General features: G+C 71.0%; 13 protein-coding genes. 9 read left to right on the plus strand and 4 right to left on the minus strand.

The features are described from left to right. Positions 1-102 precede the first annotated feature (102 nt). The 7 genes from ACFZAM_RS06525 (at position 103) to ACFZAM_RS06555 (ending at position 10,644) form a co-directional block, all read left to right on the plus strand. Positions 103-1,008 carry a zinc-binding dehydrogenase gene (locus ACFZAM_RS06525; protein ID WP_391043249.1) on the plus strand — a complete coding sequence of 302 codons (906 nt, stop codon included), beginning with the start codon at positions 103-105 and terminating at the stop codon, positions 1,006-1,008. 126 nt (positions 1,009-1,134) lie between these two features. Continuing rightward, positions 1,135-1,491, plus strand: coding sequence for a DoxX family protein (locus tag ACFZAM_RS06530; protein WP_391043251.1), 357 nt, complete (start codon positions 1,135-1,137; stop codon positions 1,489-1,491). A 276-nt stretch (positions 1,492-1,767) separates the two neighbouring features. Further along, positions 1,768-4,350 (plus strand): hypothetical protein, encoded by a 2,583-nt coding sequence (locus tag ACFZAM_RS06535; protein ID WP_391043254.1) that lies wholly within the window; start codon positions 1,768-1,770, stop codon positions 4,348-4,350. Between the two features lie 48 nt (positions 4,351-4,398). Next, positions 4,399-5,226 carry a TIGR03619 family F420-dependent LLM class oxidoreductase gene (locus ACFZAM_RS06540; protein WP_355337704.1) on the plus strand — a complete coding sequence of 276 codons (828 nt, stop codon included), beginning with the start codon at positions 4,399-4,401 and terminating at the stop codon, positions 5,224-5,226. 114 nt (positions 5,227-5,340) lie between these two features. Further along, complete coding sequence (locus ACFZAM_RS06545) at positions 5,341-7,920, plus strand: bifunctional FO biosynthesis protein CofGH (RefSeq protein WP_391043257.1); 2,580 nt, start codon at positions 5,341-5,343, stop codon at positions 7,918-7,920. 132 nt (positions 7,921-8,052) lie between these two features. Next, positions 8,053-9,297 (plus strand): phosphodiester glycosidase family protein, encoded by a 1,245-nt coding sequence (locus ACFZAM_RS06550; protein ID WP_391043259.1) that lies wholly within the window; start codon positions 8,053-8,055, stop codon positions 9,295-9,297. Positions 9,298-9,540: 243 nt separating this feature from the next. Beyond that, a complete protein-coding gene (locus ACFZAM_RS06555) occupies positions 9,541-10,644 on the plus strand; it encodes an ADP-ribosylglycohydrolase family protein (RefSeq protein ID WP_355337713.1) in 1,104 nt (367 codons plus the stop codon). Positions 10,645-10,713: 69 nt separating this feature from the next. Here ACFZAM_RS06555 and ACFZAM_RS06560 read toward each other — a convergent pair whose 3' ends face one another. Next, positions 10,714-12,285 carry a sodium:solute symporter family protein gene (locus tag ACFZAM_RS06560; RefSeq protein ID WP_391043262.1) on the minus strand — a complete coding sequence of 524 codons (1,572 nt, stop codon included), beginning with the start codon at positions 12,283-12,285 and terminating at the stop codon, positions 10,714-10,716. Positions 12,286-12,717: 432 nt separating this feature from the next. Here ACFZAM_RS06560 and ACFZAM_RS06565 point away from each other — a divergent pair, with 432 nt between their 5' ends. Next, complete coding sequence (locus ACFZAM_RS06565) at positions 12,718-13,506, plus strand: SDR family oxidoreductase (RefSeq protein WP_355337718.1); 789 nt, start codon at positions 12,718-12,720, stop codon at positions 13,504-13,506. 73 nt (positions 13,507-13,579) lie between these two features. Here the strand turns inward: ACFZAM_RS06565 and ACFZAM_RS06570 are convergent, their stop codons facing one another. Beyond that, positions 13,580-14,770 (minus strand): aminotransferase class I/II-fold pyridoxal phosphate-dependent enzyme, encoded by a 1,191-nt coding sequence (locus tag ACFZAM_RS06570; RefSeq protein WP_391043265.1) that lies wholly within the window; start codon positions 14,768-14,770, stop codon positions 13,580-13,582. A gap of 95 nt (positions 14,771-14,865) precedes the next feature. On the opposite strand from ACFZAM_RS06570, the gene ACFZAM_RS06575 reads away from it, so the two are divergent. Further along, positions 14,866-15,744 (plus strand): hypothetical protein, encoded by an 879-nt coding sequence (locus tag ACFZAM_RS06575; protein WP_391043269.1) that lies wholly within the window; start codon positions 14,866-14,868, stop codon positions 15,742-15,744. Positions 15,745-15,923: 179 nt separating this feature from the next. Here ACFZAM_RS06575 and ACFZAM_RS06580 read toward each other — a convergent pair whose 3' ends face one another. Both ACFZAM_RS06580 and ACFZAM_RS06585 read right to left on the minus strand, forming a co-directional pair. Next, the gene (locus ACFZAM_RS06580) at positions 15,924-16,133 is read right to left on the minus strand and encodes a DUF397 domain-containing protein (protein ID WP_355337727.1); all 210 of its coding nucleotides are present in this window, start codon (positions 16,131-16,133) and stop codon (positions 15,924-15,926) included. 172 nt (positions 16,134-16,305) lie between these two features. Next, positions 16,306-17,163 carry a Scr1 family TA system antitoxin-like transcriptional regulator gene (locus ACFZAM_RS06585; RefSeq protein ID WP_391043272.1) on the minus strand — a complete coding sequence of 286 codons (858 nt, stop codon included), beginning with the start codon at positions 17,161-17,163 and terminating at the stop codon, positions 16,306-16,308. Positions 17,164-17,292 lie beyond the last annotated feature (129 nt).

Raw genomic sequence — 17,292 nt, forward strand, 5'->3', positions numbered from 1 at the left:
CCCGGGCCCGGCGGGACTGACAGACTGGCGCGTACGCGCGGCATTCGCGGCACCCCTGGCTCCCGCCCTCCTGCCCCCGTGCGCCGAGATCGGAGCGAAGTGATGAAGGCGGCCCGTTTCAGCCGGTTCGGGGGACCCGAGGTCCTGGAGGTCGTGGACCTTCCCGATCCGCACCCGGGCCCCGGCCGGATCCGTATCGCGGTACGCGCGGCGGGACTCAACGCGAGCGACTGGAAGAAGCGGAAGGGCCTCATGGACGAGGAGCTTCCGCAGACCCTGGGGTACGAGGCGGCGGGCGTCGTCGACGAGGTCGGCGAAGGGGTGACCGATGTGGCCGTCGGCGACCGCGTGTTCGGCCTCTGCGCCGAGGGCGCCGCGCAGGCCGAGCTGGCGGTGCTCTCCTTCTACGCGCCGATCCCGGCGTCGCTCGACTTCGCCGGGGCCGCCGCGCTGCCGTCCGCCGTCGAGACGGCGGCGCGCGGCCTGGACCAGCTCGGCGTCCGCGGCGGCACCGTCCTGATCAACGGCGCCTCCGGGAGCGTCGGCGCCGCCGCCGTGCAGCTCGCCGTGGCGCGCGGCGCCCGCGTCATCGGCACCGCGAGCCCGGCCAACCACGACTTCCTCCGCTCGCTCGGCGCCGAACCCGTCTCGTACGGCGACGGTCTCTCCGACCGCGTCCGCGCGCTCGCCCCCGACGGCGTGGACACCGCCCTCGACGTCGCCGGGAGCGGCGCCCTCCCCGAGCTCATCGCCCTCGCGGGCGGCCCCGGCCACGTCGTCACCCTCGCGGACTTCCTCGGCGCCCGCGAGCACGGCGTCACCTTCAGCCGCGGTGACAGCGGCCGGGCCCTCTACGTCCTCACCGAGATCGGCCCGCTGATCGAGGCGGGCCGCTTCTCGCTGCCCGTCGCCCGGACGTTCCCCCTCGCCGACATCGCACAGGCGCACCGCCTCAGCGAGGAGGGCCACGTACGGGGCAAGATCGTGCTGACGGTCAACGCCGCGTAGCCGCCCGCGCGGTTCACGCCGTGCCAAGCGCGTGCGACTCACGGTCAACTCCCGCTCGGCGGGGGCGCCTTAGCCTTCCCGTACGAGGTGTCACCCCGACGTGTCACGCACAGAAGCGGAGCTGCCGTGTTCGCCGCCTATCTGACGGTCACCATCCTCGGCGCCCTCTTCAACGGCGCCGCCGCCGTCACCTACCTCATCGGCCACGAATACCCCAAGACCCAGGCCGACATGAAGGGCCTGCCCCGCAAGTGGGTGCCCGTCCTCGGCGCGTTGCTCGCCGCCGGCACGGTCGGCCTGCTGGCCGGGCTCGCCGTCCCCGTCCTCGGCACCCTCGCCGCCTGCGGCCTCATCCTCTACTTCATCGGCGCCGTCACCGCCCACCTCCGCGTCGGCTCCCGCGACATCCTCGGCGGCATCGTCTTCCTCGCCACCGCGGCAGCCGCCCTGACCCTGGGCCTCGCCCACCACGGCGCCTGGTAGTCCTCCGAACGTGACGGTGCCGGTGGGGCTTCGGGAGGCCGACGGCCAGTAAGGGCGTACCGCGTACCGGACGCGCTCAGTGATGCGCCGATAACGCTCTGGATTTGAGCCGTTCACTGAAGCTAGGCTGCCGGGAGGGGGAACTGCGACCGTTTGGCCGGGCAGTGCTCGGCCGGGGAGGGACGGGCCGACGCGATGGAACTCGACCGGATCTTCGATCAGCGGAGAACATCACCCGTTACCGTGGGTGACGTATTCGTCGATCGTGTCCGTTATGTGACGGCGTTCGAGGAGGCGTTGCGGGGGCTGCGAGACCATCCCGCCGCTGCCGGTTCGTCGGCGCCGCCCCGGCACAATGTCCTCGTCCTCTACGGGTTGGGCGGAATCGGGAAGTCGACGCTGTCCCGGCAGTTGGAACGGCGATTACGCGAAGGGGAATTGGACGGGGCGTCGGCGGACGGTCCTGAACGGCGCGTGACCTGCCGGATCGACCTGGAGGACAGCTCCCTGGCCGATCTGGAGACCGCGGTGATCGCCGTGCGGGGCACGCTCGGTGAGGTGATGCGTTCCTGCCCCGCATTCGACTTGGCCTTCGCCGTGTACTGGCGGCGCTGCCATCCGGGTGTCCCTCTTGAGGCCGCGATAGCGCGGAATTCCTCGCTCGGCAGGCTCGGTGAATCCCTGTCGCTGGCCGAACAGTTGGACGGCACACTGGATGCGCTGCTCGGCCCGATACCGCTCGCGGGTGTGGCCCGGCGGGCCGCGGGAATTCTGGTGGGCAGGATCCGCGAGCATCTGCGCAAAGACCGGCTGCTCGCGGAATGTCCCGGATTCGCCGAACTGCTGGATGTCGAGTCGCCTGCGGACATGCTGCCGTTCCTGCCGGCTCTCCTGTCCTGGGATCTGGCCGAGTACCGCCGTAGGAAATCCCTGGACGTCGTCATCTTCTTCGACACGTTCGAGCGGGTCGACGGGAGGCGCCGGGAAGCGGGTGGGCTCGAGGACCGGTTGGCCCGGCTGGTCTACCTGATGCCGAACGTACTGTTCCTCATCACGGGGCGGAACCGGCTGACCTGGGGCGACGGTCATCACCCGGCCATCCACTACTCGGGGCCCAACTACTGGCCGAGTCTGGTCACCGACCCCGGCACGCTTCCGGCCATGCAGCACCGGTTGTCGGGGCTCGAGGAGGACTACGCCGACACCTACCTCCGGCTTCGCCTGACGAGGGACGGGGAGCCCGCCATTCCGGCACCGTTGCGGCGTCGGATTGTCGACGCGGCAGGCGGGGTACCGCTGTATCTGGAGTTGTCGGCCGAGTATTTCGACCAACTGAGCGCGGAAGGCCGCGTCCCCGCGGTGGAACAATTCGGAGGGACTTTCGCCGAGATGGTGATCCGTGTGATGCGTGATCTGTCCGCGCAAGAGCGCGCGCTTCTGCGGGCCGCCTCTCTCGCCGAGCGCTTCGACGCCGACGTGCTGAGGGCGGCGGTCCCGAGCGTGGCGGACGCCGTCGTACGGCGATTCCTCGAACGCCCCCTGGTACAGAGCGATTCGTCGAGATGGCTGACACACACCGTGGACGAGTACGTCCGCAACGCCGTCCGTCTCCACGACGGGAACACGGACGACGCCTGGTCGGAGGAGGAGTGGCGCGGCGCGGCCGAACGAGTCCTGGAACACCTCCGGGATCGGCTGCGCGGCGGGGTCAGAAATCCGACGTCGACCGACAGGAGCGAACTGGGCGAGGGCTTCACCACCGCCGGGCTCCTCACACTGAACACGAGCCGTGTCCCCGACTGGTTGTACGACCTTGCCTACGGTGTCGACCTGTGCGGCCTCGGGGCGGTGCTCACCGGGACCCGGAACTGGCCTGTGCAGTCCGGCAGTCACCCCGCCGGAGCGTTGGCGCTCACCTGCCAGGGGATGGCCGCGCGCAGCGCGGGCGACCGCACAGCCGCCCTGTCGCTGACCGAGGCGGCCCTGGCCCATCCGGGCCTCGGACCGTACCCACGCCTCTTCATCTCGCACCGGTTGGCCAAGACCCTGGAGGAGTTCGGCCGGTACGCCGAGGCGGAACGGCTGACCGCCGAGGTCGCCGCCGAGCCCGGACCCCTGCGGGAGAACGCGGAGAAGGACCTGGCCTGGATCCAATGGCTCCGGGGGGACGGACGGCGGCTCCAGACCTGGGCGCTGCCCCACTGCGACAGCCCCCTGGGCTTCCGCCGCGCGCAGTCCCAGGATCTCCTGGGCCAGTTCAGTTTTCTGCAGGGGGACTTCGCGGCGGCCGAGAGATATCTCCGCAAGGTGGCTGACGACGCCGAACTGGCCGCCGCGGGCATGTCCCGCGACACCAGCTACCGCCACCTGGGCATGGTGCTGTCGCTGGCCCGTCCGCTGGACGCCGAGACGGTGCTGGAGCACGCCCATGAGGTCAACCAGGACGTCGGAACGCCGGTCGGTGTGGCGCAGACGCTGATCTGGCGGGCGGCGGCACGCACCGGGCGCGAACCGGCCGCGGAGGTATTGACACTTCTGACGAACGGTGAGGAGATGCTGGCGCGCAGCGGTGGCGGCGCCGACCGGTGGATGGTGCTGACCGTGAAGCTGTTCCTCGCCGCCGTCGAAGGCACGGACGCCGAGGTCCTCGCCGCGGGGCAGGAGCTGATCAGCCATGTGGAGGAACAGGACTGTCACCCCGGCCTCGGGGAGATCGCCCAGCGCTGGCTGGAGGTACGCGGCCTCGACGCCGCCGTTCCCCGGCGGGAGTTCTGGACGGACCGGGACCGGTCACTCGCGGCCTGGGAGAAAGTCCTCACCGACCGGCGCGGTCTCAGGGCCGCCACCTCGGACGGCTGAGATGTACGTTCACACCCGGTATCCGTCGACAATCCACCGGAGGTGCCCGTGCGGATTGCCGTCACGATCTTCCTGACCGATCAGACCATCGGGCCGGTGCGGCTCGCGCGGGAGTTGGAGCAGCGCGGGTTCGCCGGGCTCTATCTGCCGGAGCACACGCACATTCCGGTGTCGCGGGCGACGCCGTATCCGGCGGGGGAGCCGCTGCCGGAGGAGTACGGGCGGACGCTGGACCCGTTCGTGGCGCTCAGCGCGGTCGCGGCGGTCACCGAGCGGCTGGAGGTGGGGACGGCGATCACGCTGGTGGCGCAGCGCGACCCGGTGGTGCTGGCGAAGGAGATCGCGACGCTCGACCACCTGTCGGGCGGGCGGTTCACGCTGGGGGTGGGCTTCGGGTGGAATGTGGAGGAGGCCGCCGACCACGGGGTGGACTGGCGGCGCCGCCGCGAGCTGGTACGGGACCGGATGGCGGCGATGCGCGCGCTGTGGGCGGCCGAACCCGTCGCCTATGCGGGCGAATTCGCGTCCGTGCAGGCCAGCCAGGCGTATCCGAAACCGGCGGGCGGCCGGGTGCGCACCCTGGTGGGCGGCGCGGCGGGCCCGAAGCTCTTCAGCCATGTGACGGATTACGCGGACGGGTGGATGCCGATCGGAGGCGGCGGTCTGGGTGAGTCGCTGCCCGGACTCCGGGCAGCGTGGCGGGAAGCGGGCCGCGGGGAGAAGGGCCCGGAGGTGGTGCCGACGGCCGTACGCCCGGACGCGGGCAAGCTCGCGTACTACCGCGACCTCGGCATCGAGGAGATCGTCGTCCAGCTCCCGCCGGCCGGGACGGACGAGGTGCTGCGGGCGCTCGACGACTACGCGCAGTATTTGTAGCCGGAGTATTCCTCGGACGGTCCGATCTCCGGGTGATATTGCCGACAGGGGGATCGGGCCGAAGACGGCCTGAGCCCCCAGCGAATTGTCGGCGGGGCCGCCTATCCTCGGAGAATGACTTCGCCGACGCCCACCGCCAATGCCATGCGCCGCGCCCTGCACCGCGCGGACGAAGGTGTCGCCCTGGACACGGGCGAGGCCGCCGTCCTGCTGCAAGCCCGTGGCCAGGACCTGGCCGGACTCGCGGGCACCGCGGCCCGGCTGCGGGACGCCGGCCTCGAAGCGGTGGGACGGCCGGGCGTCATCACGTATTCGCGGAAGGTCTTCATTCCGCTGACCCGGCTGTGCCGGGACAAATGTCATTACTGCACATTCGTGACCGTGCCCGGCAAGCTGCGCCGTGAAGGGCACGGCATGTACTTGTCGCCCGACGAGGTGCTGGACATCGCCAGGCGCGGCGCCGAAATGGGCTGCAAAGAAGCGCTGTTCACCCTCGGCGACCGCCCCGAGGAGCGCTGGCCCGAGGCGCGCGAGTGGCTGGACGCGCACGGCTACGACGACACGCTGGCGTACGTACGGGCCATGTCGGTGCGGGTGCTGGAGGAGACGGGCCTGCTGCCGCACCTCAACCCGGGCGTGCTGAGCTGGACCGACCTCCAGCGGCTCAAGCCGGTCGCGCCGTCCATGGGCATGATGCTGGAGACGACCGCCACCCGCCTGTGGTCGGAGCCGGGCGCCCCGCACTACGGCTCGCCGGACAAGGAGCCCGCCGTACGGCTGCGGGTCCTGGAGGACGCGGGCCGGTCCAACGTGCCGTTCACCACCGGCATCCTCATCGGCATCGGCGAGACGTACGAGGAGCGCGCCGAGTCGCTCTTCGCGATCCGCAGGACCGCCCGCCGCTACCACGGCATCCAGGAAGTGATCATCCAGAACTTCCGCGCCAAGCCGGACACCGCCATGCGCGGCATGCCGGACGCGGAGCTGGAGGAGCTGGCGGCGGCCATCGCGGTGGCCAGGATCGTGCTCGGCCCGTCCGCCCGCATCCAGGCGCCGCCGAATCTGGTGGACGGCGAGTACGCGCGCTTCATCGAGGCCGGCATCGACGACTGGGGCGGCGTCTCCCCGCTCACCCCGGACCACGTCAACCCCGAGCGGCCGTGGCCGCAGATCGACGAACTGGCCGCCCGTACGGCCGAGTCGGGCTTCGCGCTGCGCGAACGCCTCACCATCTACCCGGAGTTCGTCCAGCGCGGCGAGCCCTGGCTGGACCCGCGCCTGATCCCGCACGTCACGGCGCTCGCCGACCCCGCCACCGGTCTGGCGGACGAGGACGCGCCGGTCGTGGGCCGCCCGTGGCAGGAGCCGGACGAGGGCTTCACCTCGGCCGCCACGGGCCGTACCGACCTGCACCGCACGATCGACACCGAAGGACGTACGGCCGACCGCCGCGACGACTTCGACGAGGTGTACGGCGACTGGGCCGAACTGCGCGAGCAGGCCGCGCCCGGCATGGTCCCCGACCGGGTGGACGCCGACGTCAAGCAGGCCCTGTCGGTGGCCGCCGACGACCCGACCCGGCTCACCGACGCCGAGGCGCTGGCCCTGCTGCACGCGGACGGCCCCGCCCTGGACGCGCTGTGCCGGATCGCGGACGACCTGCGGCGCGCGGTCGTCGGCGACGAGGTGACGTACATCGTCACCCGCAACATCAACTTCACCAACGTCTGCTACACCGGCTGCCGTTTCTGCGCCTTCGCGCAGCGCCGCACCGACGCCGACGCGTACACCCTCTCCCTCGACCAGGTCGCCGACCGCGCCGAGCAGGCCTGGCAGGTCGGCGCCACCGAGGTGTGCATGCAGGGCGGCATCCACCCCGACCTGCCCGGCACCGCCTATTTCGACATCGCGCGCGCGGTCAAGGCCCGCGTCCCCGGCATGCACATGCACGCCTTCTCGCCGATGGAGGTCGTCAACGGCGCGACGCGCACCGGCCTGTCGATCAGCGACTGGCTGGCCGCCGCCAAGGAAGCGGGCCTGGACTCCATCCCCGGCACCGCCGCCGAGATCCTGGACGACGAGGTCCGCTGGGTCCTCACCAAGGGCAAGCTGCCCACCGCCACCTGGATCGAGGTCGTCAAGGCCGCCCACGCGCTGGGCATACGGTCCTCGTCCACCATGATGTACGGCCACGTCGACCAGCCCCACCACTGGCTCGGCCACCTCCGACTGCTCGCGGAGATCCAGAAGGAGACCGGCGGCTTCACCGAATTCGTCACCCTCCCCTTCATCCACACCAACGCCCCGGTCTACCTCGCGGGCATCGCCCGCCCCGGCCCGACCGCCCGCGACAACCGGGCCGTCACCGCCATGGCCCGCCTGCTGCTCCACCCGCACATCACCAACATCCAGACCAGTTGGGTCAAGCTCGGCGCGGACGGCGCCGCCGAAATGCTCCGCTCCGGTGCCAACGACCTCGGCGGCACGCTGATGGAGGAGACCATCTCCCGTATGGCGGGCTCCAGTTACGGCTCCTACCGCTCCATCCGCGACCTCGTCGCCATCGCCGAGGCCGCGGGCCGCCCCTCCCGCCAGCGCACCACCCTCTACGGTCAGGTCCCCGAAGAGCGCATCACCACCGGTCTCGCCTCCGACGGCCACCTCCCCGATCTCCTCCCGGTCCTGGGCGACTGACGCCCGCCGCGCACCTAAGGGGTGAATTCGCACCACCGTCATGGCCGCGTTTCACCGTGTTCCGGTGCGGGGAGTGCGGGGGTGGTGGAGTCCTGTGGGATACACGGGACCTGAGACACCCTTGGGGGAGCAGTGGCGTGGAGCGGGCGGGCGGGCGTGGCCCTGGCGGTCGCGGCGGGGGTGCTCGCCGGGGGACTGGCGGGGGCGTCGGCCGTCGCGGCGGACAGCGGCACCGGCGGCGGGCTGCCGTACGAGCGGGTGGAGCGGCTCGGGCCGGGCGTGGAGTACCGGGAGTTCTCGGTGGCGGCCTCGCGGGGGACCGTGCACGGGCATGTGCTGGCGGTGGATCTGCGCGAATCGCGTACGCGGCTCGACCTGTTGACGCCGGGGGCGGTGGCGGCGCGGCAGGCGGTGTCGGGGCTCGCCGACGACCGGCAGGCGGTGGGCGCGGTGAACGGCGACTTCTTCAACATCACCGAGGACCAGCACCCCGGCGTGGCGCCGACCGGCTCCTCGGTGGGCCCGGAGATCGGTTCCGGCCGGGATCTCAAGGCCGCCGTGCCCGACGGCCAGCGCTTCGGGCCCGCGATGCCGCCGGGGGAGACCACGCACGACGTGCTCGGCATGGGCAAGGACCGCAAGCTGCGGCTCGACCGGCTGGACCTGCGCGGGTCGGTGCGCACCCCGCGGGGGAGCATCCCGCTGGGCGGCTACAACCAGTACGCGCTGCCCGTCGGCGGCGTCGGCGCGTACACGGCGGACTGGGGGACGGTCTCCCGGCAGCGGGCGGTCTGCGGCACGGACACCTCGCGCGGCGCCGGATGCAGCACGGACACCTACGAGGTGACGGTACGTCAGGGGCGGGTCGCGGCTGTCGCGCAGGCGCCCGGCGCGGGAGCCATTCCCGCGGGCAGCACCGTACTGCTCGGCCGGGACGCGGGCGCCGACACACTGCGCGCCCTGCGCGTGGGCGACCGCGCGGAGGTCGACAGCCGCCTCACCCCGACGCTCTCGCGCGTGCCGTACGTCTTCGCGGTCGGCGGCTTCCCCGTCCTGCGCGGCGGACAGCCGCTCGCGGGCCTGGACACCACGACGGCGGCCACGCGTACGGCCGCCGGTTTCGACGCGTCGGGCAGCACTCTGTACCTGCTGGCGCTGGACGGCTCCGCCGAGTCCGGTGCGGGCCTGACCATCGCGGAACTTGCGTCCGTCATGAGGGAATTGGGTGCAGATTCGGCGGTGAACCTCGACGGCGGCGGTTCCACGACGCTGGTCGCCCGCGACCCCGGCGCGGCGGCGGTGACCGTACGCAACCACCCGTCGGGCGGCGTCGAGCGCCCGGTCGCCAACGCCATCGGCGTCTTCTCGCGCACGTGAGCCGCGTATGTGCGCCTAACGCCCGAGTCGCGCGGCCCGACGCGCGGACCCGGCTCCCGCGCCCGAGTCCGACACCCTGAGTCGCGCGTCAGAGCATTTCCGGCGTCCGGTCGTATCCGATCGGACCGGCACCGTTCGCGGACAGGCGTCACCAACCCCAGGGCCCCCTTCCGCTCCTGGTGACGTCGGCTATCGTGCTGGCGCAGAACGGGTTCGGATCGGGGTTGATCGAAGGGGACCGCTTTGACCGCTGTCTGGGGTCGCGCGCAGCAGCAGGACTTCCGCAGCCGCGTGCGGGGCTGCCTGCTGGGCGGGGCGATCGGGGACGCGCTGGGCGCGGGCGTCGAGTTCGAGTCGTTCGAGGCGATCCAGCGCAATCACGGCACGGACGGCGTCACCGACTACGTTCCGGCGTACGGCAGACGCGGCGCGGTCACCGACGACACGCAGATGACGATGTTCACGGTCGAGGGCCTGATCAGAGCCCAGGTGCGCCGGGACACCGGCGCCTGGCACCCGCCCACCGACATCCACCGCGCCTACCGCCGCTGGTCGGCCACCCAGACCGAGTGGGGGCCCGACGAGCGCCGCAAGGACACCGGCTGGCTGGCCCGCGAGGAGTGGCTCTACGCGCGGCGAGCGCCGGGCGAGGCGTGCCTGAGCGGCCTGTCCGACGACCGGATGGGCACCTTGGAGGAGCCGAAGAACCCCGGCTCCAAGGGGTGCGGCACCGTGATGCGCTCCGCGCCCTTCGGGCTGCTGGTCGGCTGGGAGCCGCAGCTCGTCTTCCAGCTCGCCGTGGAGTGCGCCGCCCAGACCCACGGCCACCCCACCGGGCAGCTCGCCGCCGGAGCCTTCGCCGTCATCGTGCACGGCCTGGCGCGCGGCGAGGCCCTCGACGGCTCCGTCCAGCACGCCCTCGCCCTGCTCGGCGCCCGCCCCGGCCACCAGGAGACGACCGACGCGCTCCAGGGCGCCCTGGGCGCCGTACGGCAGGGGATGCCGTCGCCGCAGCGCGTGGAGGCGCTGGGGGAGGGCTGGACGGCCGAGGAGGCGCTGGCGATCGGCGTCTACTGCGCCCTGGTCGCCGAGGACGTGCGCCACGGGCTGCTGCTCGCCGTCAACCACTCGGGCGACAGCGACTCCACCGGCTCCGTCTGCGGCAATCTGCTCGGCGTCCAGCACGGGGAGACGGCGCTGCCGCCCGCGTGGATCGCCGAGGTGGAAGGGCGCGCCACGCTGCTCCAGCTCGCCGACGACTTCGCCATGGAGATGACGCAGGCGCCGGCCCTGCACGGGCCTTCGGGCGCCAGCCCGGCGTGGCTCGACCGCTACCCGGCCGCCTAGGGCCTGTCCGGCGGATCACCACCGCCCCCGCCGGGGCTCCCCCCGGGAAGGGGAGCCGCCGGACAGGACCTAGTCCGAGACCTTGGTGGAGGTCGGTTCGGAGGAGGGCTCGGGGAGGGAGACGGAGGCCGGTCCGGGGCCGCCCCCGTCATCGGAGTTGATCTTCGCGAGGAGCGCGTCCCGCTCCGGCGTGTCCTCCGGCTTGATCCAGCCGATGACGATGTAGAGGACGAGCGAGACGGCCAGCGGGAGCGAGATCTGGTATTCGAGGTTGACGCCGCCCGAGACGGCGTCGTTGACGGGGTAGTTGAGCAGGTAGAAGGCGAACAGGCCGAGTGCCCAGCTCGTGAGGGCGGCGGTCGGGCCGGACGTGCGGAAGCGCGGCAGCAGTCCGAGCATGAACGGGATCGCGATCGGCCCCATCAGACCGGCCACCCACTTGATGACGACGGTGATGATGTCCTTGAAGGTGGGGGAGTTGACCTGGGTGGCCACGGCCATGGACAGGCCGAGGAAGGTCAGCGTGGTCAACCGGGCCGCGATCAGGCCGACATGGGCCGACCATTCGCGGGCGGTCTTCGAGAAGGCCGGGGCGATGTCGCGGGTGACGACGGCGGCGATGGCGTTCGCGTCGGAGGAGCACATGGCCATGGTGTGCGAGAAGAAGCCGACCACGACCAGGCCCAGCAGCCCGTGCGGCAGGAGCTGTTCGACCATCAGACCGTACGAGTCCGAGCCGTCCGGCTTCTTGGCGTGCACCAGCAGCGGCGAGATCCACATCGGGAAGAAGAGGACGACCGGCCAGACGAACCACAGGGCCGACGACAGCCAGGCGCTGCGGGTGGCCTCGCGGGCGGAGCCGGTGGCCATGTAGCGCTGGGCCTGGTTCCACATGCCGCCGTTGTACTCGAAGGTCTTGATGAACAGGTACGCCAGCAGGAAGACGGTGGTGTACGGGCCCGCGACCGGGTCGGCGTGGTGCTTGAGCGCGGGCTCGTCCCACACGTTCCAGATGCCGCTGATCCCGCCGACCTTGTTGAGCGCGGCGACCAGCATCGCGAGCCCGGCGATCAACTGGATGACGAACTGGCCGAGTTCGGTGAGGGCGTCCGCCCACAGACCGCCGACCGTGCAGTAGACGGCGGTGATCGCGCCGGTGATGACGATGCCCTGGGTGATGGTGACCCCGGTGAAGACGGACAACAGGGTCGCGATGGCGGCCCACTTGGCGCCGACGTCCACGATCTTGAGCAGCACGCCGGACCAGGCGAGCGCCTGCTGGGTCGTCAGGTTGTAGCGGTTCTTGAGGTATTCGAGCGGCGAGGCCACGTGCAGCCGTGAGCGCAGCCGGTTGAGCCGGGGCGCGAAGAGCTTGGCGCCGATGGCGATGCCGAGCGCGATCGGGAAGGACCAGGTGACGTACGAGGTGATGCCGTAGGTGTAGGCGATGCCCGCGTAACCGGTGAACATCACCGCGCTGTAGCCCGACATGTGGTGCGAGATGCCGGACAGCCACCACGGCATCTTGCCGCCCGCGGTGAAGTAGTCGCCGACGTCGTCGACGCGCTTGTGGGACCAGAGTCCGATCGCGAGCATCACGCCGAAGTACGCGATCAGCACGGTCCAGTCGAGACTGTTCATGTCCCCTCCAGAGGGGTCCGCCTTGTGAACAGGAGCGCACTTCGCTGTGGCGCCGGTCCGGGCGGGTCGCCCCCGTGCGGGAGTGGGGACTTCCGGGATTGAACCCCTCGCGCGGGGGGCCGGTCAAGGGTCTCCGCGTTCAAGAGTCTGAACTCAGATCAGAAAGCCGAACGATTTTACTCGCTCTTTACCTACCTTGGCATTGTCGTGACCCTGATCACCCACCCACGATGAGCGGACACTTCGCTGGACGTCGCACGAGGCCCGCGGGACGCGCGGGACACAGGAGGCAGCCGTCCGGGATACGGGATCCCGTGCGGACGCAGAGGGGAGCGGCCGATCGCCGACGCGAGCGTGACCGCCGCGGCCTTCCCTCCTGCGGGCGCCCGCCCTATTCTGACGCTCCGTCAGACAACGGTTGCGGAGGCCGACATGCTGCTGAAGGGGAAGACCGTGGTCGTGACCGGCGTCGGCGCCGGACTCGGGCAGCGCGTGGCGGCGGCCGTCGTACGCGACGGCGGACGGGCGGTGCTGGGCGCGCGGACCGCAGAACGGCTGGCGAAGACGGCGGCCGAGATCGACCCCGCGGGCACCTCGACGGCCTGGCTGCCCACCGACATCGCCGACGGCGCGCAGTGCGAGGCGCTGGCGGCGCTGGCACAGGAGCGGTTCGGCGGGATCGACGCCGTCGTCCAGGTCGCCGCGCTCGACGACTACTTCGGCGGCCTGGAGGACGCGGACTTCGCCGTCTGGCAGCGGGTGCTCGACGTCAATCTGCTCGGGTCGCTCAGGCTCGCCCAGGCGTGCCTGCCCGCCCTCAAGCGCCAGGAGCGCGGCGGCTCCGTCGTGTTCATCGGCACCCAGTCCGCGGTCGCGGCGCCCAGCCAGGTCCGCCAGGCGGCGTACGCGGCCTCCAAGGGCGCCCTCACCTCCGCGATGTACTCACTCGCGCGCGAGCTGGGCCCGTACCGGATCCGGGTCAACACCGTGCTGCCCGGCTGGATGTGGGGGCCGCCCGTGCGGTCCTTCGTCGCGCTCACCGCACGCGCCGAGGGCGTCGGCGAGGACGAGGTGCTGGCCCGCCTCGCCCGCCGCATGGCACTGCCCGAACTGGCCACCGACGGCGACGTGGCGGAGGCCGCCGTGTTCCTCGCCTCCGACCGCGCCCGCGCGATCACCGGACAGTCCCTGCTCGTCAACGCGGGCGAACTGATGCGGTGACGCGCGCCGTTGGACGCGTACGGCGCCGCGCCGTTCCTCGTGTGCGCCGCCGCGCTACCTGCTGTCAACGGCCTCAGGCGAAGACCTTCGCCAGCCGCCGCAGCCCTTCCCCGATCTCCTCCGGCGTGTGCGTCGTGAAGGACATCCGCAGCGCCCCCGCCTCCGGCGCCTGCGCGAAGAACGGCAACCCCGGTACGTACGCCACGTCGTGACCGACCGCGGTCGGCAGCAGCGCCGTCGCGTCGTACCCCGCGGGCAGCCGTACCCACACGAACATGCCGCCCTCGGGCCGGTTCCAGGTGCTGCCGGAGGGCAGCGCGGCCGGCAGCCCGGCGAGCAGCGCGTCGCGCCGGGCGCGGTAGGCGGTACGCACCCGGTCCAGATGGACGTCCAGGTCGTGGTCGGCGAGGTAGCGCGCGGCGGCGGCCTGGTCGACGGTCGAGGTGTGCAGGTCGGCGGCCTGCTTGGCGATCACGCAGGCGCGCAGCAGCGCCGCGGGCGCCCGCAGCCAGCCCAGCCGCATCCCCGGCGACATGATCTTGGAGAAGCTGCCGAGCAGGATCGTCCGGTCGGCGGCCTCGGGCAGCGCCGAGATCCACGGCACGCTCTCGCCCTCGAACCGCAGATCCCCGTACGGGTCGTCCTCCGCGATCCACAGCCCGTGCCGCTCCGCCACCTCGGCCACCGCGCGGCGGCGTTCGAGCGGGAGCGTACGCCCGGTCGGATTCTGGAAGTTGGGCACCAGGTAGAGCAGTTTCGGCCGTTCCCGGCGCGCCACCTCCTCCAGCGCCTCCGGGATCACGCCGTACGCGTCGGTCGGCACCGGCACCACCCGGGCGCCCGCGAAACCGAAGCACTGGAGCGCCGCCAGATACGTCGGGTTCTCCACCAGCACCACATCGCCGGGCTCGATCAGCGCGGTCGCGATCAGCGCGAGCCCCTGTTGCGAGCCGCCGGTCACCAGGATGTCGTCCATGCCCGTCGCCAGGTCGCGCCCGCTCAGCCGGGCCGCCACGGCCGCGCGCAGCGCGGGATCGCCCTCGGTCGTCGAGTACTGGAGCACCTTGTGCGGCTGCTCGGCCAGGACGCGGGCGTACGCCTCCGCGATGGCCGCCGCGTCGAACAGCTCGGGCGCGGGCAGCCCTCCGGCGAAGGAGATCACCTCCGGCCGCGCGGTCAGCGCCAGGATCTCCCGTACCGGCGAGGCGCCCACCGAGACGGCGCGTGGGGCGAGGGCGGGCACGGCGGCTCGGGTCGAGGTCATGTCCGGCAGCCTACGAAGAATCGTTGCCATGTCCAGGTACTTTCCAGCATCCGGGCACCTTCACTTCTCCCCGGAGCTGACGTAGCGTCAGATTCATGGCTGAGGACGTGAGAACGGGCCCGGACGGCGGAACGGACGTCGAGGCGTACGGACGGCTCGCGGCCGTCGGACCGTACGGCGTCGACGTCGGGCACGCGCTGATCACCATGGTCGAGCCGCACGCCGGGCACGAATACGCGTACAACCGGTGGTACGAGGACGACCACTTCATCGCCGGTGCGATGGCGATGCCCTGGCTGTACGCCGGGCGCCGCTGGGTGGCCACGCGGCCGCTGCTGGACCTGCGGTACCCGGCGGACTCCGCGGTCGCGCGGCCGGTCACCGCGGGCTGCTACCTGTCGCTGTACTGGATCACCGCGGGCCGCTACGACGCGCACATGCGGTGGACGGTCGGCATCAACAAGCGGCTCAATCGCGACGCCCGCGTCTACCACGACCGCACCCACGTCTTCACCGCCTTCCAGGACCGCGCCGCGAGCGTCTACCGGGACGGCGCCGCCGGTCCGCGCGACATCCACGCGCTCGACCACCCGTACCGCGGACTCGTCCTCGAAGTGCTGGAAGCGGAATCCGCGGAAGGCCGGGACGAATTGCTGGAATGGCTGCGGGCCCGCCACCTGCCGAAGAAGCTCGCCGGATCACCGGCGGCGATGGTGGTGATCTTCACGCCCACTGCGCTGCCGCTCGACCGGATGTCTTATGTGAAACAGGTCGAAGGCGTCGAAACCCGGCTCACTCTCCTGTGGTTCCTGCAACAAGATCCACGCGAGGGGTGGGAAGAGCATTTCGCCGGTCACGCCGCCGAGATCGCCGGCCGGACCGACTCGGTGGGGCGCTCGGCGAAAGTGGAATTCATCGCTCCCTTCATTCCGACCATTCCCGGCACGGACACCTACGTCGATCAACTCCGTTGATCCGCTGACGTGATCACCCGGTCCGCTGGGTTGATCACCCGGTCCGCCGCGTTGATCACCCCGTTTGCCGCGTTGATCACCGGGCCCGGAACATCAGGACAGCAGTGAGCCCCCTCGGCTAGGACGGCGGCCAGACGAGAGGGCTCTTCTGCGGTACTGCTGAAGGTGCGCGCGCTGTACTAGTTGATCGTGAAGGCGCCTCGGTCGACGTCCGTGACGAACGCGGTCCACGCCTCAGGGGAAAAGCTGAGGACCGGACCCTGCGGGTCCTTGGAGTCGCGGACCACGACCGACTCGACGGCCGGGGACTTCACTTCGACACAGGCGCCATTTCCGGTGGACCGCGAGGACTTCATCCACGCGGGAGTACTGCCCAGCTTGATTGCCATCTCTGCTCCGGTCTGTGCTGATGGCGGCGGCGAGGTACGCCATTGCCTGACTACGCGCTCGACGCTACTAGCCAACATCACGGACCGGTGAGCCACTTCACCCAAGTGGATGGCATATTCCCAGTAACTCTTCCAATGGGAGTGAGCGGGGGTGTACCGTATCGCCCGCACTTCAGCGGGTGTATCGTTCCGCCGCTTCGGTGATGAACTGCCGGGTCTGTTCGGCGCTGAGCGCCTGGGCCCGCAGATGCTCGTACATCACGCTGTACGCCTGCACATCGGTGTCCTTCTCCAAGTACAGGTCGCTGTTGACGCCTTCGAGATAGACCACCGTGGCATCGGTCGCGTCGGTGAACTCCAGTACCGCGAACTGCCCGCTCAGACCGGGGTGCGCGCCCGCCTCGAACGGCAGCACCTGCACGGTCACATGCGGCAGATGGCTCAAATCCACCAAATGCAGAAGCTGGTCACGCATCACGTGCTCGTCGCCGACCTTGCGGCACAGCGCCGCCTCGTCCACCACGGCCCACATCCGCAGCGGCCCGTCCCGGTCGGTGATCCGCTCCTGCCGGCGCATTCTCACGCTGACGCGCTTGTCGACCTGTTCGGGAGTGGCCTCCGGCAGATTGCCCGCGATCATCGCGGCGGCGTACTCCGGGGTCTGCAACAGGCCAGGCACCACCTGGGGTTCGAAGACCCGCAGACTGGCCGCCTCGGTCTCCAGGCCGATGTACACGCTGTACGGGATGTCGCCGAAGGCATGCCACCAGCCCTGCTGGCGCGACTCCTTGGCCATCTGCATCAGCGAGTCGACGATCCGCACGTCCTCGACGCCGTACACACCGCACAGGTCGCGCACATCGCGCTGGCTGATGCTCCGGCGCCCGTTCTCCAACCGGCTGATCTTCGACTGCGACACCAGGAGCCGGGCGGCGACCTCCTCGGCCGTCATGCCCTTCTGCTCCCGCAACTTGCGCAGTTCCGAACCCAGCCGGCGGCGCCTGACGGTGGGATTGACGTTGGCGACCACTGGACGTGCACCTCCACGCTGAACCTACTGATGGTCAGCAGCCTGCCACTTGCGGTCATCGGCGCGCTGGCGAATGAGGGTAACCCGGCAGGGGCGTGTACGCGGTGGTACACGGGGGTGTATACGGCG

This window comes from Streptomyces sp. NPDC008079 (assembly GCF_042957385.1).
Classification (GTDB): Bacteria; Actinomycetota; Actinomycetes; order Streptomycetales; family Streptomycetaceae; genus Actinacidiphila.